This window comes from Streptococcus sp. ACS2 (assembly GCF_000525585.1).
In the GTDB taxonomy this organism is placed as follows: domain Bacteria; phylum Bacillota; class Bacilli; order Lactobacillales; family Streptococcaceae; genus Streptococcus.
The window spans coordinates 19610-35944 of sequence record NZ_JALT01000026.1 but is presented as its reverse complement, the minus strand read 5'-3'; the positions used below and the strand labels follow the sequence as shown (position 1 = coordinate 35944).

The 16335-nt window shown below is 39.6% G+C and carries 16 protein-coding genes; 14 read left to right on the top strand and 2 right to left on the bottom strand.

The window, feature by feature from the left end:
* The first annotated feature begins 70 nt into the window (after positions 1-70).
* The 13 genes from truB to HMPREF1517_RS05180 all read left to right on the top strand — a co-directional run bounded on the left by truB (position 71) and on the right by HMPREF1517_RS05180 (position 12498).
* Positions 71-952, top strand: a complete 882-nt coding sequence (gene truB / locus HMPREF1517_RS05240; RefSeq protein WP_037599836.1) for a tRNA pseudouridine(55) synthase TruB — start codon at positions 71-73, stop codon at positions 950-952.
* Positions 949-1860 (top strand): bifunctional riboflavin kinase/FAD synthetase, encoded by a 912-nt coding sequence (locus HMPREF1517_RS05235; RefSeq protein ID WP_002885105.1) that lies wholly within the window; start codon positions 949-951, stop codon positions 1858-1860. Before truB ends, HMPREF1517_RS05235 begins: the two co-directional genes overlap by 4 nt.
* Positions 1861-1929: 69 nt before the next feature.
* Positions 1930-2343: a Spx/MgsR family RNA polymerase-binding regulatory protein gene (locus HMPREF1517_RS05230; RefSeq protein WP_002884908.1), complete on the top strand. Its 414-nt coding sequence runs from the start codon at positions 1930-1932 to the stop codon at positions 2341-2343.
* A complete protein-coding gene (locus tag HMPREF1517_RS05225; RefSeq protein ID WP_037599834.1) occupies positions 2336-2617 on the top strand; it encodes a UPF0223 family protein in 282 nt (93 codons plus the stop codon). The genes HMPREF1517_RS05230 and HMPREF1517_RS05225 overlap by 8 nt, the downstream gene beginning before the upstream one ends.
* On the top strand, positions 2607-3374 hold the full coding sequence (locus HMPREF1517_RS05220) for an inositol monophosphatase family protein (RefSeq protein ID WP_002884962.1): 768 nt from the start codon (positions 2607-2609) through the stop codon (positions 3372-3374). Before HMPREF1517_RS05225 ends, HMPREF1517_RS05220 begins: the two co-directional genes overlap by 11 nt.
* Positions 3375-3454: 80 nt before the next feature.
* Positions 3455-4765 (top strand): RsmF rRNA methyltransferase first C-terminal domain-containing protein, encoded by a 1311-nt coding sequence (locus HMPREF1517_RS05215; RefSeq protein ID WP_002885069.1) that lies wholly within the window; start codon positions 3455-3457, stop codon positions 4763-4765.
* A gap of 125 nt (positions 4766-4890) precedes the next feature.
* A complete protein-coding gene (locus HMPREF1517_RS05210; protein ID WP_037599829.1) occupies positions 4891-5766 on the top strand; it encodes a phosphate ABC transporter substrate-binding protein PstS family protein in 876 nt (291 codons plus the stop codon).
* Positions 5767-5768: 2 nt separating this feature from the next.
* Positions 5769-6683 carry a phosphate ABC transporter permease subunit PstC gene (gene pstC, locus HMPREF1517_RS05205; RefSeq protein WP_002885101.1) on the top strand — a complete coding sequence of 305 codons (915 nt, stop codon included), beginning with the start codon at positions 5769-5771 and terminating at the stop codon, positions 6681-6683.
* Positions 6673-7557, top strand: a complete 885-nt coding sequence (gene pstA, locus HMPREF1517_RS05200; RefSeq protein WP_013990602.1) for a phosphate ABC transporter permease PstA — start codon at positions 6673-6675, stop codon at positions 7555-7557. The genes pstC and pstA overlap by 11 nt, the downstream gene beginning before the upstream one ends.
* Before the next feature lie 10 nt (positions 7558-7567).
* Entirely contained in the window at positions 7568-8371 is an 804-nt protein-coding gene (gene pstB, locus HMPREF1517_RS05195) for a phosphate ABC transporter ATP-binding protein PstB (protein ID WP_002890957.1), read from the top strand.
* Positions 8372-8383: 12 nt separating this feature from the next.
* Positions 8384-9142: a phosphate ABC transporter ATP-binding protein PstB gene (gene pstB, locus HMPREF1517_RS05190; RefSeq protein ID WP_037599826.1), complete on the top strand. Its 759-nt coding sequence runs from the start codon at positions 8384-8386 to the stop codon at positions 9140-9142.
* A 28-nt stretch (positions 9143-9170) separates the two neighbouring features.
* Positions 9171-9824 (top strand): phosphate signaling complex protein PhoU, encoded by a 654-nt coding sequence (gene phoU, locus HMPREF1517_RS05185; RefSeq protein WP_004182526.1) that lies wholly within the window; start codon positions 9171-9173, stop codon positions 9822-9824.
* A 133-nt stretch (positions 9825-9957) separates the two neighbouring features.
* Complete coding sequence (locus tag HMPREF1517_RS05180) at positions 9958-12498, top strand: M1 family metallopeptidase (protein ID WP_037599824.1); 2541 nt, start codon at positions 9958-9960, stop codon at positions 12496-12498.
* A 163-nt stretch (positions 12499-12661) separates the two neighbouring features.
* On the opposite strand, the gene xerS is transcribed toward HMPREF1517_RS05180, so the two are convergent.
* Positions 12662-13732 (bottom strand): tyrosine recombinase XerS, encoded by a 1071-nt coding sequence (xerS, locus tag HMPREF1517_RS05175; protein ID WP_037599822.1) that lies wholly within the window; start codon positions 13730-13732, stop codon positions 12662-12664.
* A 267-nt stretch (positions 13733-13999) separates the two neighbouring features.
* Positions 14000-14989: a lipoate--protein ligase gene (locus HMPREF1517_RS05170; protein ID WP_037599820.1), complete on the bottom strand. Its 990-nt coding sequence runs from the start codon at positions 14987-14989 to the stop codon at positions 14000-14002.
* A 123-nt stretch (positions 14990-15112) separates the two neighbouring features.
* Between HMPREF1517_RS05170 and HMPREF1517_RS10265 the strand changes: the two genes are divergently transcribed.
* Positions 15113-16240 (top strand): hypothetical protein, encoded by a 1128-nt coding sequence (locus HMPREF1517_RS10265; protein ID WP_084639279.1) that lies wholly within the window; start codon positions 15113-15115, stop codon positions 16238-16240.
* Positions 16241-16335: the final 95 nt, after the last annotated feature.

The window sequence follows — 16335 nt, the reverse complement described above, 5'->3', positions numbered from 1 at the left end:
GAGACTTTGCTCTCTGCCTCTTTATGTTTCTACCTAGCTCTTTAGGATTGCTTTTGATATAATTAAAAGTATGATTTCAGGAATTATTAATCTCAAAAAAGAGGCTGGAATGACCAGTCATGATGCTGTATTTAAACTACGTAAAATATTACAAGAGAAAAAAATCGGACATGGAGGTACCCTTGATCCAGATGTTACTGGTGTTTTACCTATAGCGGTTGGAAAAGCGACTCGTGTTATTGAGTACATGACTGAAGCAGGAAAGGTCTACGAGGGAGAAATTACCATTGGATTTTCAACAACTACCGAGGATGCTAGTGGAGATGTCGTTCAAACAACTCCGGTTACAGAGTTAGATGAAGAAACCGTCGATCTGGCAATGGCTAGTTTTGATGGAGAAATCACACAAATTCCTCCTATGTATTCAGCGGTTAAGGTCAACGGAAAGAAACTTTATGAGTACGCACGCGCTGGAGAAGAAGTAGAGCGTCCACAACGTCAAGTGACAATTTCCGAATTTGTCCGTACCTCTCCCATTGAATTGGAAAACAATACCGCAAAATTCACCTTCCGTGTTGCTTGTAGCAAGGGGACTTATGTCCGTACTTTATCTGTCGATTTGGGTGCTAAACTCGGATACGCGAGTCATATGTCTGCTCTTCGTCGAACAGCCTCAGCTGGTCTAACCTTAGATAAGGCACTAACACTCTCACAAATTTCAGAAATGGTAGAAGCGGGGGATACTTCCTTCCTCCTTCCCATCGAATTTGGTGTTCAGGACCTACCAGCTGTTCAAGTCACTGAGGATGATGCTAAAGAAATTTCATTTGGTCGCTTTATTACTATCGATAGCCAAGAACCCTTAGTTGCGGCCTTTTTAGGAGACAAGGTTCTAGCCATCATGGAAAAGCGAAATCAAGTTTATAAACCTAGAAAAGTATTAAGTCAATGAAAGTAACTTCTATTAATGATTATAAAGATATCCATCAGGAAAAGGAAACGGTTCTTGTCTTAGGGTATTTCGATGCTCTTCACCGTGGTCATAAGGTCCTTTTTGATAAGGCGCGCCAGATTGCTGATGAAAAACAGCTTGAAGTAGCTGTCCTTACCTTTAATGAGAGTCCTCAATTGACTTTTCAAAGGTATACGGATGATCTCCTCCTTCATATCACAGCACCCAAGAGACGTTGTGATCTTTTTGAAGCCTATGGAACAGATCAGCTTTATTTAACAGATTTCAATAGTGATTTTGCTCGAACAAGTTCAGACGATTTCATTGCTCGTTATATTAAACGTCTAAAAGCCCAAGAGGTTGTTGTGGGCTTTGATTACAAATTTGGACATCATCGAACAGATGCGGACTACCTAGCCCGTAATTTTTCTGGTAATGTTCATGTCATTGAGGAGCAACAAAGCGATGGTGAAAAGATTTCGTCAACACGTGTGCGTCAATTAATACGAGAAGGCAAGGTTAAAGAAGCCAATAAACTCCTTGGCCATGAATTCTCTACACGTGGCATCGTGGTGCATGGTGATGCCCGTGGACGTACCATTGGTTTTCCAACAGCAAATTTAGCACCTATTGATAGGACTTTTCTACCAGCTGACGGTGTCTATGTCGCCGATGTTGTAATTGATGGCAAACGTTATCGTTCCATGACTAGCCTAGGAAAAAACGTTACCTTTGGGGGAACAGAACTCCGTCTTGAAGCCAATATCTTTGATTTTGAAGGCGATATTTATGGAAAGACAATTGAAGTTTTTTGGCTGGATTATATCCGTGATATGATTAAGTTCAATAATATCGATGAACTATGTGCTCAACTGGAGGCTGATAAAAAAATCGCGGAAAAATTTTAAGAAAGCGTAGCCAAAACTAATCAAATAATGTATAATGATTAGGAATGTTAAAGTGAAAGGGGTGTTTGCATGGTAACTTTATTTTTATCACCTAGCTGCACCAGCTGTAGGAAAGCACGAGCCTGGTTGACCAATCATGAAGTTGCTTTTGACGAACACAATATTATCACGAGCCCATTAACTCACGATGAGTTAATGAAGGTTTTGTCTTACACGGAAAATGGTACTGAAGATATCATTTCAACCCGTTCAAAAGTCTTTCAGAAGCTGAATATCGATGTGGATGATTTGACCATCAAGGAACTCATTCAATTGATTTCTGAATACCCAAATCTTCTTCGTCGACCTATCATTATGGACAACAAACGCATGCAAATTGGTTTCAACGAAGATGAAATTCGTGCCTTTTTGCCTCGTGATTATAGAAAGCAAGAATTGCGCCAAGCGACCATTCGAGCTGAAATTGAGGGTAACAATGACTAAAGGAAATTATTCCTACCCACTCGATTCATCATGGAGCACTGAGGAAATTACCACAGTGCTTCATTTTTTGAGTCAGGTAGAAAAAGCATACGAGAGTAAGGTTGACCGTGACCAACTCTTGCAAGCCTATAAGGCATTTAAAACCGTTGTTCCAGGCAAAGCGCCTGAAAAACAACTAGACAAGGCCTTTGAAGAAGCTAGCGGTTTTTCAACCTATCAAGCTGTCAAAGCTGCTAAAGCAAAAGATAAAGGATTTGTATCACTTGGAAAATAAACTGATTTTCGCCAAAGAAATCATCAAAGAAGCCGGTGCTTTTATTAAAGAAAGTTTAAGTAAAACTATCACGGTCGAAGAAAAGACGGCTTTTGATGATTTAGTAACTAATATTGATAAACAAACACAAGATTTACTCGTGGCACGTATTAAATCCTCCTTCCCTTCAGACAATATTTTCGCTGAAGAAAATGGCTTGGTTCATAATATCAAAGATGGAAATGTCTGGGTCTTGGATCCTATTGATGGAACGGTCAATTTTATTGTCCAACAAGATAATTTTTGTGTTATGATTGCCTACTATGAAGAGGGGCAAGGAAAATTTGGCCTCATTTATAACGTCATGGCTGATCAACTTTTCTATGGTGGTGGCCAGTTTGATGTGTATTGTAATGACAAGTTGCTTCCAGCATATAAAAACCGACCTTTAGACCGTTGCCTAGTCGCTAGCAATGGAGCTATGTATGCTAAAAATTTTCACGGCTTAAAAGACCTTATTGATAAGACCTTGGGCGTTCGTGTCTACGGTGGTGCTGGTTTAAGCATGTCAAAAGTCCTATCTGGTCAAATTTTAGCTTACTTTTCAGTTATTTACCCATGGGACTATGCCGCAGCAAGTATTATGGGAGAAAAATTGGGTTATCACCTTGAGACCATTACTGGAGAACCACTGGATTATTCTAGTCGTCAAGCTGTGATGCTTGTCCCTAAAGACAGACTTAAAGAAATCAAGCATATTATGGGCTCAGAAAATTAATTTGAAACATAAAACCATACTGGACAAATCAGAACAGCAAGTTCTCTTGGTTAGTCCAGTTTTTTGATAGAAAGGAAACTATGCAATTTCCATCAGACTTTATAGAAAAATATAATAACCTCCTTAGAGATGAAGCTGAGGACTTCTTTGCATCTTTTGATCAAGAAGCCGTATCCGCCTACCGTACCAACCCTTTAAAAAAGCAACAGAAGGACTTTCCTGATGCTATCCCTGAAACACCTTGGGGCCATTACGGTAAAATTTCTGGAAAATCTGCCGACCATGCAACTGGTTTGGTTTATTCTCAGGAACCAGCTGCTCAAATGGTTGCTCAAGTGGCAGCTCCATCCAAGGGAAGTCGTGTTTTAGACTTGGCAGCTGCTCCAGGCGGAAAGTCTACTCATCTTCTTAGTTACCTAGATAATACAGGACTGCTGGTCAGCAATGAAATCAATCCAAAGCGTAGCAAAATTCTGGTTGAAAACATTGAGCGTTTTGGAGCGAGAAATGTTATTGTGACAAACACGTCAGCTGATAAACTAGTCAAAGTTTTCAAAAATTATTTTGATACGATTGTCTTTGATGGACCATGTTCTGGAGAAGGAATGTTTCGTAAGGATCCTGATGCAATCCAATATTGGCATAAGGAGTATCCTAATGAACTGGCACAATTACAGAAGGACATCTTATCAGACGGTTTGAAAATGCTCGCTCCTGGTGGACAATTGATCTACTCAACCTGCACCTGGTCTCCTGAGGAAAATGAAGGTGTTGTTGCTTGGATTTTAGAAAATAATCCTGATCTTGAATTGGTGGCAATCCCTAAATTGAATGGCATGAGTGATGGAATTGATTTTCCAGAAACAGCTCGAATGTATCCACACCATTTCAAAGGTGAAGGCCAGTTTGTGGCAAAATTCCAGGATAAGCGCGTACCTGAGCAAACACGTATCAAAGAGGGAAAATCTAACCTAAACAAGGAGCAGAAGCAACTTTGGGAAGATTTTGCAAAAAAACACCTTAAAACTAGACTGGATGGTTTGCTGCAAGTTTTTGGGGACAATCTCTACCTGCTTCCAAAAGGGCTCCCAGACCTTTCTAAAGTTAAAATCGCTCGTAACGGTTTGCATCTTGGTGTCTTCAAGAAAAAACGTTTCGAACCAAGTTTTGCTCTTGGAATTGCTTTAACATCTGATGAAGTTGTTTCAAGTATAGAGCTAAGTCAAGACCAGTTTGCCCAATACGTTTCTGGTAATGTGGTTACTCTAGATCATACACATCCTAACGGTTGGTATCAGCTTTTAGTGGATGGCAATGGTTTTGGGTTTGCTAAAGTTGTTGGAAATACGGTTAAAAACTACTATCCTAAAGGATTAAGATTTCACATTTAAGAACCTGTAACCAAACTTTAATATGACTTAGTTATCCTATACTTGTTATAATTAGATAGGTGTCTTTTAACAGCATACCTATGAGACACATTCTTACTTATGTTACAAAATGTCGGAGGACAAAAATGAAAAAAACAAAAGTCCTTGCAGTGATTCTGTCACTGGCAATGGCCATGCTGGTTTTAACTGGCTGTGCCTCTTGGATAGACCGTGGCCAGTCCATTACAGCAGTTGGTTCTACGGCCCTTCAACCCTTAGTGGAGGCAGCAGCAGATGGGTTCGCTGAAAAGAACCCTGAGAATATCGTTAACGTCCAAGGTGGCGGTTCTGGTACTGGACTTTCTCAGGTACAATCTGGTGCCGTTCAAATTGGTAACAGTGACCTTTTTGCCGAGGAAAAATCTGGAATCGATGCCAGTAAGCTTGTTGACTATCAAGTTGCCGTTGCAGGAATTGCAGTGATTACAAACAAAGAAGTCTCTGTAGATAACTTGACAACCGATCAACTTCGCAAGATTTTCACTGGGGAAATCACAAACTGGAAACAGCTTGGTGGTAAAGACCTAGAGATTACTATTATTAACCGTGCAGCTAGCTCAGGATCACGCGCAACTTTCGATGCAGTGATTATGGATGGTAAATCACCAATCCGTACCCAAGAGCAAGATTCTAACGGTATGGTTAAGTCAATCGTTGCTCAGACACCAGGTGCTATTTCATACCTATCATTTGCTTACCTTGATGATTCTGTTAAAACATTGAAGTTAAATGGATTTGAACCCAAAGCTGAAAATGTTGCAACTAACGATTGGCCGATTTGGTCCTACGAACATATGTATACCAAGGGAAAACCGGATAGCTATACCAAACAATTCTTAGATTACATGATGAGTGACGAAGTCCAAGAAAACGTCGTCGCAAAAATGGGTTACATTTCCATCCATAGCATGAAAGTTACCAAGGATGCTGATGGTAAAGTCTCAAAGAAGAGTGAGGAGTAAGCATGAAAAATGAAGAATTGGTGAAACAATTAACATCACCCTCTAAAAATTCACGCCTCGAGAAGTTTGGTAAAACAATCACTTTCCTTTGCCTGGCCTTGATTGTTTTCATCGTGGCGATGATTTTACTTTTCGTTGCTCAAAAAGGGCTGGCGACTTTCTTTGTCAATAAAGTTAGCTTGATCGAGTTTCTCTTTAGTGGTGATTGGTCACCATCTGAAGGTAAATTTGGGGCTCTACCAATGATTTTGGGATCATTCGTAGTGACTTTGCTTTCAGCCTTGGTTGCAACCCCATTTGCCATTGGAGCAGCCATCTTTATGACTGAGATTTCTCCTAAAGGGGCTAAATTCCTACAACCCGCTATTGAACTTTTGGTCGGGATTCCATCCGTTGTTTATGGATTTATTGGTCTCCAAGTCGTGGTTCCATTTGTTCGTTTAATTTTTGGTGGAACAGGTTTTGGTATTCTTTCAGGTACCTTTGTCTTGTTCGTCATGATTCTACCAACCGTAACCTTTATGACAACAGATACGCTTCGTGCAGTCCCTCGTCACTATCGTGAAGCTAGTCTAGCAATGGGGGCTACACGCTGGCAAACGATTTGGCGTGTGACACTTAATGCGGCTAAACCAGGTATCTTCACGGCCGTTATCTTTGGTATGGCCCGTGCCTTTGGTGAAGCTCTGGCCATCCAAATGGTTGTCGGAAATTCCGCCGTGATTCCAACTTCTTTAACGACACCAGCAGCAACATTGACATCTGTCTTGACTATGGGAATCGGGAATACAGTCATGGGTACTGTTTCAAACAATGTCCTTTGGTCTCTCGCCCTGGTGCTCTTATTGATGAGTCTTGGTTTCAATATGTTGGTGAAATTCATTACCCGTGAGAGAAAGAGAAATTATGAACGCTAAAAAAATTGATAAAATTGCCATCAGCACGCTTTATGTGATTGCTGGCATTATTGTAACAATCCTGGCAGCCTTGATTCTCTATATCTTGGTTCGCGGGATACCACACATCAGCTGGTCTTTCCTGACTAGTCGATCATCATCCTACAAAGCTGGTGGAGGAATTGGTGTTCAACTCTACAACTCATTCTTCCTATTGGTTATTACTTTGATTATTTCTGTGCCTCTTTCAATGGGAGCTGGCATCTTCTTATCAGAATATGCTAAAAAAGGACGACTTACCAACTTTGTCCGTACCTGCATTGAAATCCTATCTTCACTCCCTTCAGTGGTTGTCGGACTCTTTGGTTATTTGATTTTCGTTGTCCAATTTCAGTATGGATTTTCAATCCTATCAGGTGCCTTGGCCTTAACTGTCTTTAACTTGCCACAAATGACTCGTACGGTTGAAGATAGCTTAAGAACCGTTCACCATACCCAACGTGAAGCTGGCCTAGCTCTAGGTTTGTCTCGATGGGAAACTATCTGTCACGTTGTTGTTCCAGAAGCCTTACCTGGTATTGTTACAGGTATCGTTCTTGCTTCTGGTCGTATTTTCGGAGAAGCAGCAGCGCTTATCTATACAGCAGGTCAATCTGCACCAGCACTTAACTGGAGCGACTGGAATCCGCTTAGCATCTCTAGTCCAATTTCGATTTTCCGCCAAGCAGAGACACTTGCTGTTCACATCTGGAAGGTCAACTCAGAAGGTACGACACCTGACGCCACTGCAGTATCTGCTGGTTCAGCAGCAGTGCTCTTGATTTTCATTCTGATTTTCAACTTTGGTGCACGTCGTTTGGGAGCTTACCTCCATAAGAAATTAACATCCGCTTAAAGGAGTTATTATGACAAAATATAATTGGGACGAGCGTCATATTATCACCTTCCCAGAGAAGGAGCTCGCTCTTGAAACAAAGGACTTGCATGTCTACTATGGTCAAAAAGAAGCCATCAAAGGCATTGACATGCAATTCGAGAAAAATAAAATCACAGCTCTTATTGGGCCTTCAGGATGCGGTAAATCAACTTTTCTTCGTAGTCTAAACCGTATGAATGATACGATTGATATTGCTAAGGTTACTGGACAAATCCTTTATCAAGGAGTCGATGTTAACGCAAGTAATATCAATGTTTATGAAATGCGTAAACATATTGGAATGGTTTTCCAACGTCCAAATCCATTCGCCAAGTCTATTTACAGAAATATCACCTTTGCTCACGAACGTAAAGGTGTAAGAGATAAGCAAACCTTGGACGAGATTGTTGAAACATCACTTAAGCAAGCTGGACTTTGGGATCAAGTTAAAGATGACCTTCATAAATCTGCCTTTACCCTCTCAGGTGGTCAGCAGCAACGTCTTTGTATTGCAAGAGCTATTGCCGTTAAACCGCAGATTCTCCTCATGGACGAACCTGCAGCTTCATTGGACCCTGTAGCTACTATGCAGCTCGAAGAGACCATGTTTGAACTTAAGGAAGATTACTCTATTATTATCGTGACGCACAATATGCAACAAGCAGCGCGTGCTAGTGATTATACAGCATTCTTCTACCTTGGTGATCTTATCGAATATGATGAAACCAAGAAAATCTTCCAAGATGCTGCCCTACAGTCAACCAGTGACTATGTATCAGGACGTTTTGGATAGAAAGGAGCACTTATGACTGAACCAATCATTTCAATCAATGATTTATCGGTGTATTTCAATAAGAAAAAAGCCCTCAATAATGTGACAATGGATTTCTATCCAAATGAAATCACGGCCCTTATCGGTCCTTCAGGATCCGGGAAATCAACCCTGCTCCGTTCTATCAACCGAATGGGAGATTTAAATCCCGAATGGACACTTACTGGTGCTGTTTCATACAACGGTCACAATGTCTACAGTCCTCGAACAGATACCGTTGAACTCCGTAAAGAAATCGGAATGGTCTTCCAACAACCCAATCCTTTTCCAATGTCAATCTATGAAAACGTGGTTTATGGCCTTCGTATCAATGGTATCAAAGATAAGGCTGTTCTTGATCAAGCAGTAGAAGAATCACTAAAGGGTTCTTCAATCTGGGAAGAGGTTAAAGACCGTCTCCATGACTCAGCACTCGGACTTTCAGGAGGGCAACAACAACGTGTCTGTATTGCACGAGTGCTAGCCACATCTCCAAAGGTCATCCTTCTTGACGAACCAACGTCGGCCCTCGACCCTATATCCGCTGGTAAGATTGAGGAAACCCTCTATAACCTTAAAGAACAATACACCTTGTTGCTAGTCACTCGTTCTATGCAGCAGGCAAGTCGTATCTCACAACGAACAGCCTTTTTCCTTGATGGAGAGCTCATCGAGTATTCATCAACGAAAGACATGTTCCTAAATCCACAACATAAAGAAACTGAAGATTATATTACCGGTAAATTCGGTTAAGAAAGGACAGATTACTAAAAAAATTATGATGTTACGAACTCCCTTCGAAGAAGAATTAGAAAAACTCCACAACCAATTTTACGCTATGGGTACAGAGGTTGCAGCTCAGCTTAAGAAAGCTGTACGTGCCTTTATCAGCCATGACCGTGATTTGGCTAAGGAAGTCATTGAAAATGACGAAATCGTTAATAACTACGAAACCAAACTTGAGAAAAAATCACTTGAAATTATTGCTCTACAGCAACCTGTATCAAGTGATTTGCGTACAGTTATCACCGCACTTAAAGCATCTAGCGACGTTGAGCGTATGGGTGACCATGCCGTTGCTATCGCTAAAGCAACCATCCGCATTAAAGGTGAAGAGCGTCTAACTGAAATTGAAGCTGAAATCAAGAAAATGGGGAAAGCAGTCCGCCACATGGTCGAAGATGCTCTAGATGTTTACTTGAACAGTGACGAACGACGCGCTTATGAAATCGCAGCTTCAGATGAAATCATTGATAACTATTTCCGTGATATTCAAGCCATGACAGTAGAAGGTGTTCGTAAGAATCCTGATGCCGCCTTCGCTGCCAAAGAATATTTCCAAGTACTTATGTATTTGGAACGTATCGGTGACTATGCCCGCAATCTCTGCGAGTGGGTTGTCTATCTCAAATCTGGTAAAATCATTGAACTATAGGCAAAGCTTCCAATCTATGTTATAATGGGTCTGTATTGAATAATTCAGACCCTTTTCTTTTGTAAAAGAGTCTAATATCGAAACATTTGTCAGTCTGTTTCGATACGAAAAGTTAGATTAGGAGTATATACGTATGACAGCATCTGTTGCTCGTTTTATCGAAAGTTTCATCCCTGAAAATTACAATCTTTTCTTGGACATTAATCGTTCTGAAAAGACCTTTACAGGGAATGTTGCCATTACAGGTGAAGCCCTTGATAACCATATCTCCCTTCACCAAAAAGACCTTACCATTAGTTCCGTTCTCTTGGATAATGAATCGTTAAACTTCCAAATGGATGATGCTAACGAAGCCTTTCATATTGAACTTCCAGAGACCGGTGTTTTGACGCTTGTCATTGAATTCTCTGGTCGTATTACAGATAATATGACAGGGATTTACCCATCATATTACACCTACAATGGTGAGAAAAAGGAAATTATTTCAACGCAGTTTGAATCTCATTTTGCGCGTGAAGCCTTCCCATCTGTTGATGAACCAGAAGCTAAAGCTACTTTTGATTTCTCATTGAAATTTGATGCTGAAGAAGGCGATATAGCCTTGTCAAACATGCCTGAAATCAATAGCCATTTGCGTGAAGAGACTGGGGTTTGGACTTTTGAGACAACCCCTCGTATGTCTACATACCTCCTTGCCTTTGGTTTTGGAGCTCTTCAAGGTAAGACAGCGAAAACACAAAACGGTACTGAAGTTGGTGTCTTCGCTACAGTTGCACAAGCTGAAAACAGCGTTGACTTTGCCCTTGATATTGCCGTTCGTGTCATTGATTTCTACGAAGACTACTTCCAAGTCAAGTATCCTATCCCATTGTCATACCATCTCGCACTTCCTGACTTCTCAGCAGGTGCCATGGAAAACTGGGGTCTTGTTACCTATCGTGAAGTTTACCTTCTTGTAGATGAAAATAGCTCAGCTGCAAGCCGTCAACAAGTAGCCCTTGTAGTTGCCCACGAATTGGCTCACCAATGGTTCGGTAACCTTGTTACAATGAAATGGTGGGATGATCTCTGGCTTAACGAAAGCTTTGCCAATATGATGGAGTATGTTTCAGTAGATGCCATTGAGCCTAGCTGGAATATCTTTGAAGATTTCCAAACAACTGGTGTGCCTCATGCCCTCCAACGTGATGCTACAGACGGTGTTCAGTCTGTCCACATGGAAGTCAATCACCCAGATGAGATTAATACCCTCTTTGATAGTGCTATCGTTTATGCTAAAGGTAGCCGTCTCATGCATATGCTTCGCCGTTGGTTAGGTGACGAAGCCTTTGCTAAAGGACTTAAAGCTTACTTCGAAAAACATCAGTACAACAACACTATTGGACGAGATCTCTGGAATGCCCTTTCTGATGCTTCTGGTAAAGATGTCTCTAGTTTCATGGATACTTGGTTGGAGCAACCAGGTTACCCTGTTGTTAGTGCAGAAGTAGTTGACGACACTCTCATTCTTAGTCAAAAACAATTCTTCATTGGTGAACATGAAGATAAAGGTCGTCTTTGGGAGATTCCATTGAACACAAACTGGAAGGGGCTCCCAGACACACTCTCAGAAGAGCGTATTGAGATTCCAAATTATAACCAGCTTGCTGCTGAAAATAAAGGAGCTCTTCGCCTTAATACAGCAAATACAGCACATTACATCACAGATTATCAAGGTGAACTCTTGGACCAACTCTTAGAGGAATTTGCTAACCTTGATACTGTAAGTAAACTTCAGATTTTGCAAGAACGCCGTCTTCTTGCTGAAAGTGGCCGTATCTCGTATGCAAGCCTAGTTGCTCTTCTTGATTTTGTCGAAAAAGAAGAAAGCTTCTTGATTGCTCAAGCTAAGTCTCAAATCCTCGCTGGTTTGAAACGCTTTATCGATGAGGATACAGAAGCAGAAGTGCATTACAAGGCTTTAGTACGTCGTCAATTCCAAAATGACTTTGAGCGTCTTGGTTTCGATGCCAAAGATGGAGAATCAGATGAAGACGAAATGGTTCGTCAAACAGCTCTTAGCTACTTGATTCAAGCAGACTATCAACCAGCAGTCCTTGCGGCCGCAAGTGTTTTCCAAGCTCATAAAGAGAACATTGAAAGCATCCCTGCAAGTGTCCGTGGTCTCGTTCTCATTAACCAAATGAAACAGGAAGACAGTCTAACTCTTGTTGAAGACTATGTCAATGCATATGTAACAACAAATGATAGTAATTTCCGTCGTCAATTGACTCAAGCAGTTTCATACCTTAAAAACCAAGAAGGTCTCGACTACGTGCTAGGTCAGCTTAAAGACAAACATGTCGTTAAACCTCAAGACTTGTACCTATGGTATATGAATTTCCTCAGCAAATCATTTGCACAAGAAACCGTTTGGAACTGGGCGAAAGATAACTGGGATTGGATTAAGGCAGCCCTAGGTGGCGATATGAGCTTTGATAGCTTTGTTAATATCCCAGCTGGAATCTTTAAAACGCAAGAACGTCTTGATCAATATATTGCTTTCTTCGAGCCACAAACAAGTGATAAAGCCTTAGAACGTAATATCTTGATGGGAATTAAGACAATTGCCGCACGAGTAAACTTGATTGAAAAAGAAAAAGCAGCCGTTGAATCTGCCCTTAAAGATTATTAATAAGTAAAACAAGCTTTCCATGGAGGAGAGTTTGTTTTTTGTGTGTAATATTTTACATAAATTTAGTTATGTTTATGTATGATCATAAAATACTTTTAGCATAATTAAATTTATGTAAACTAAGAAATAACCACTCCAAATAGGAATGGTTAGACTAGGGTAATTATAAATTATCTAGAGCATTTTTTTGCTCATCATTGACGATATGAGTATAAAGATCAGTGACCTGAGTGGAAGCATGGCCAAGTTGGTGGCTAACTAAAACTTGAGACTTGGTAGCATCATAAAGACGTGTTGCCAGAGTGTGTCGTAGTTTATGGGGAGTCACACGTATCTTGAAATCCTGAGAATATTTGGCAACCATTTTTTCGATACTTGAAGCATCAATACGGTTTGGAACCCCTCGATATTCCGTTAAAAATAGGGCAAGGTCTTGCTTTTCAGCCTTATAGCGTTTATCACGGATACTAAGATAATTTTCAAGATAAGGTTTTGCAAAACTTGCTACATTAACTGAGTCTCGTTTGCCACCTTTTCGAGTAACATCAATGACCATCATTTTCAGATTGATATCTTTAAGGTCCAGGTTAACAGCCTCAGAAAGTCGAACCCCTGAAGCCAGTAGCAAGGCTATTATCGCTAAATCACGTTCTTTATTCTTGTAAAACGAAGATTTTGCGCGATTTGAGAGCTTAACTTCGTATTCATTTTCGACATAATCAAGAAATTCCAGGGTTTCATCGCCTAGAAAAAGTTTCTGCTTGATATTCTCAGCACGCGCAGCCAAGGTTTCTTTCTTTTTCTTAGTCGAAACTTTTTTCATGACGTTACGATAGAAATATGGCTCACCGTCAGGACCCTCGACCTCCTCAGTTAAATACTTATAGAGACTAGATAGAGCTGAAAGCGTACGGTTAATGGTTGTTTGAGAAACTCCCTGTTTCTTGGAATAGGTATTTAAGGACGGACGTTCACGTAGATAGAGCACAAATGACTCCATGTCTTTTTTAGTTAGATTTTCCAGGGTTTTGATGTCAATTGAGGCAATATCATGAGCATCTGAAATACCTGAGTCAATCAACCAGTCAAAAAAGCGTTTATATTCCTTAAGGTATTCGTATAAGGTCGTAAAAGAATATGGAACCGATAGTTTAGACTGATAATACTCCAAGACAAACCACGGCATTAGAGATTTGTATTCTTCAATTTTTTCGAGTAAGAGTTCACGTTTCATTTGTTTTTTCTCCAAAATTACTTAATAGAAGTATATCACACCCTTATCTTTCTTTCAAGAAAATTACAGTTTTTCGGAAAGATGTTATAGGATGTTTTCTCTTAGAGGCTTTATAGGTTTACTATCTGAATATATAAAATACCACACTAGGTCAATCAGATACTAACTTCCAGAACCAATGCGAAAATATCTATATCGTTATTTCACTTTGAAAGATTTTTCCCAAGAAAAAACAACCTGGAGTTTTCCAGATTGTTCAAACAATGATTAAGCTACGATAGCTTTTGCAACCTCCTCGGTTGTCATACGTGAGAAATAATGTGTTGTGTCAATAGTTTTAAGTTTTGCCAAGACATCTTCGTACTCGTAAGGTACACCAACCAACAAGTCTTCAATATCTGATACATCTCCGATACCAAAGAAATCTCCGTAAATCTTAACAGATTTAATGATTGAATTTTCAACGTTGGCATAGGTTGAGATTTTACCAGCTGGGTAACGAACATTACGTTCTACTGTGTATTCTGGTGACTGTCCGTAAGTCCAATCCCATGTATTGAATTGTTTCTCATAAGAGTCTTGAATCTTAGCCAATTCGCTTTCAGAAAGGACGTATTCTGTCATTTCTGGGTAGAATTCTTTCATTTTTTCCAAGATTTTATCTGAGAATTCATTTACAGTGATTTTTTCTGGCAATTCGTCGACGATGTTGGTCACACGAGCACGTACAGATTTAACGCCTTTTGATTCGATTTTGTCTTTGCTGACTTTAAGGGCTTGACCAAGAACCGACATATCAACGTCAAAAAGCAAGCAACCATGGTGCATCATACGACCTTTATAGTAAGCTTGAGCATTTCCACAGAACTTTTTACCATCGATTTCAAGATCATTACGACCAGTAAATTCAGCCTTAACTCCCAAATCAGCAAGTGTAGCGATTACAGGTTGAGAGAAAGTCTTAAAGTCAAAAGCACCTTCATCTGCCTTATTAGAGATGATGGTATAGTTCAGGTTATTCAAATCGTGATAAACAGCGCCACCACCAGACAAACGGCGAACAACCTTGATACCATGAGCATCTGTATATTCTTTGTTAATCTCTTGAATGGTATTTTGGTGTTTACCAACAATGATAGCTGGACGGTTAATCCAAAGAATGAACAATTCTTCTTCATTCACCAATTCACGAAAAGCATAGGCTTCCAAAGCAATATTATAGGCAGGATCGTTTGATGTATTTACGATATATTTCATTAGCTCTCCTCTTGTAATGTGATACTTATATTATAAAGGAAAACAGTGACAAAGTACACGAAGACGCCTTAGGTATAAGGATTTTCATGATATAATAGTATAAAATATGTGGGGAGTTTTGACATGATACAAAATCCTAGTAAATTGAGTCTCTTTTTCTCAAGGCTAACTAATAAAATAAATAAAAAGTTCAAAATAGCCTTAGCTCTGCTTCTTTTTGTAACCCTTGGAATTTTTCTCTATAATGCCTACCAAAGAGCTTACAAGCCTTATCTCTATGATAAGGAGAATTACTATTACAAGGCTTATCATTACAGTGTCAAGAAGATAATACCTCAAAGAAAAGTTGTCAAAGATATTGAGATTGAGGTTCTACACTTCGGAAAAGACGATTTTCCAGATGATTTGTCTGCCTATAAGGTCGGCCATTATATTGATAAAGGAATTGATCCCCGAAGACTTTTCTTACATATTACTTTTACAGATAATACCAATATGACTTTACCATTTGGACAGGTGACCTCTACTGAAAACTATTATGAAGAATATCAAAACTATTTCGATCATAAAGTATTTGAAGTCGGTCCAGGCTTTGATAAAGAATGGTTTTCTAATGCTGAGAACTACAGACAAATAATTCAGCGTTTCCCTGGATTACATGATAAAACAATGGATGCCGACTTCGAATTATATCTAAGAGATTTTCTTTTTTTGATAGTTCCTGGGGATACCCTATATCAAACTGGAGCTGTCAAAGATGGTGTTAGAGAGTACCAGTTTCAGTTGAAAAATCCTAAATCAGGAAAAATGCAAAGTTATATTATCTATGGAAATGAAGGTGACATTCCGATATGGGATTGGCAGACTCCCTTCGTTACCTTTGAAAAGAATTATGCTAACAAAGAAAGAATTCAAGACTTCTTCGATGACTACGATATTAGAGAGTATGGGGATTACTGGGATGGAATGTACAATATAACGTTTCCTCACTTAAATAGCTTTAGGGGTGACAAATACAACTTTTACAAGATGGCCTTTTACTCAGATGAATTTACAAATTTTCCACTAAGCCTTGATTTAACAGGTAAGAGCGAGAATTTTAAAATTACCATAACAGATTCATACCTACAAGAAGAATCCAGAACTGCAAAAGATCAAATCCATTATCTAAAATACTCAACATCTAAAACTTATGATGCATCAAATAAAGAAGCATATATTAATGATATATTGAATCATTATCATAACTGACAGAATTAAATTTATGTAAACACAGCTAACCATCTAAATTAGCTGTGTTTTTTTCATGAAAAAAACAAGACCATTTCTGATCTTGTTTCCTTCTA

What these genes read in the sequence shown, in the direction of transcription:
- truB (WP_037599836.1), top strand. Translation starts at nt 71, where the DNA reads ATGATTTCAGGAATTATTAATCTCAAAAAAGAGGCTGGAATGACCAGT.
- HMPREF1517_RS05235 (WP_002885105.1), top strand. Translation starts at nt 949, where the DNA reads ATGAAAGTAACTTCTATTAATGATTATAAAGATATCCATCAGGAAAAG.
- HMPREF1517_RS05230 (WP_002884908.1), top strand. Translation starts at nt 1,930, where the DNA reads ATGGTAACTTTATTTTTATCACCTAGCTGCACCAGCTGTAGGAAAGCA.
- HMPREF1517_RS05225 (WP_037599834.1), top strand. Translation starts at nt 2,336, where the DNA reads ATGACTAAAGGAAATTATTCCTACCCACTCGATTCATCATGGAGCACT.
- HMPREF1517_RS05215 (WP_002885069.1), top strand. Translation starts at nt 3,455, where the DNA reads ATGCAATTTCCATCAGACTTTATAGAAAAATATAATAACCTCCTTAGA.
- HMPREF1517_RS05210 (WP_037599829.1), top strand. Translation starts at nt 4,891, where the DNA reads ATGAAAAAAACAAAAGTCCTTGCAGTGATTCTGTCACTGGCAATGGCC.
- pstC (WP_002885101.1), top strand. Translation starts at nt 5,769, where the DNA reads ATGAAAAATGAAGAATTGGTGAAACAATTAACATCACCCTCTAAAAAT.
- pstA (WP_013990602.1), top strand. Translation starts at nt 6,673, where the DNA reads ATGAACGCTAAAAAAATTGATAAAATTGCCATCAGCACGCTTTATGTG.
- pstB (WP_002890957.1), top strand. Translation starts at nt 7,568, where the DNA reads ATGACAAAATATAATTGGGACGAGCGTCATATTATCACCTTCCCAGAG.
- pstB (WP_037599826.1), top strand. Translation starts at nt 8,384, where the DNA reads ATGACTGAACCAATCATTTCAATCAATGATTTATCGGTGTATTTCAAT.
- phoU (WP_004182526.1), top strand. Translation starts at nt 9,171, where the DNA reads ATGTTACGAACTCCCTTCGAAGAAGAATTAGAAAAACTCCACAACCAA.
- HMPREF1517_RS05180 (WP_037599824.1), top strand. Translation starts at nt 9,958, where the DNA reads ATGACAGCATCTGTTGCTCGTTTTATCGAAAGTTTCATCCCTGAAAAT.
- xerS (WP_037599822.1), bottom strand. Translation starts at nt 13,732, where the DNA reads ATGAAACGTGAACTCTTACTCGAAAAAATTGAAGAATACAAATCTCTA.
- HMPREF1517_RS05170 (WP_037599820.1), bottom strand. Translation starts at nt 14,989, where the DNA reads ATGAAATATATCGTAAATACATCAAACGATCCTGCCTATAATATTGCT.
- HMPREF1517_RS10265 (WP_084639279.1), top strand. Translation starts at nt 15,113, where the DNA reads ATGATACAAAATCCTAGTAAATTGAGTCTCTTTTTCTCAAGGCTAACT.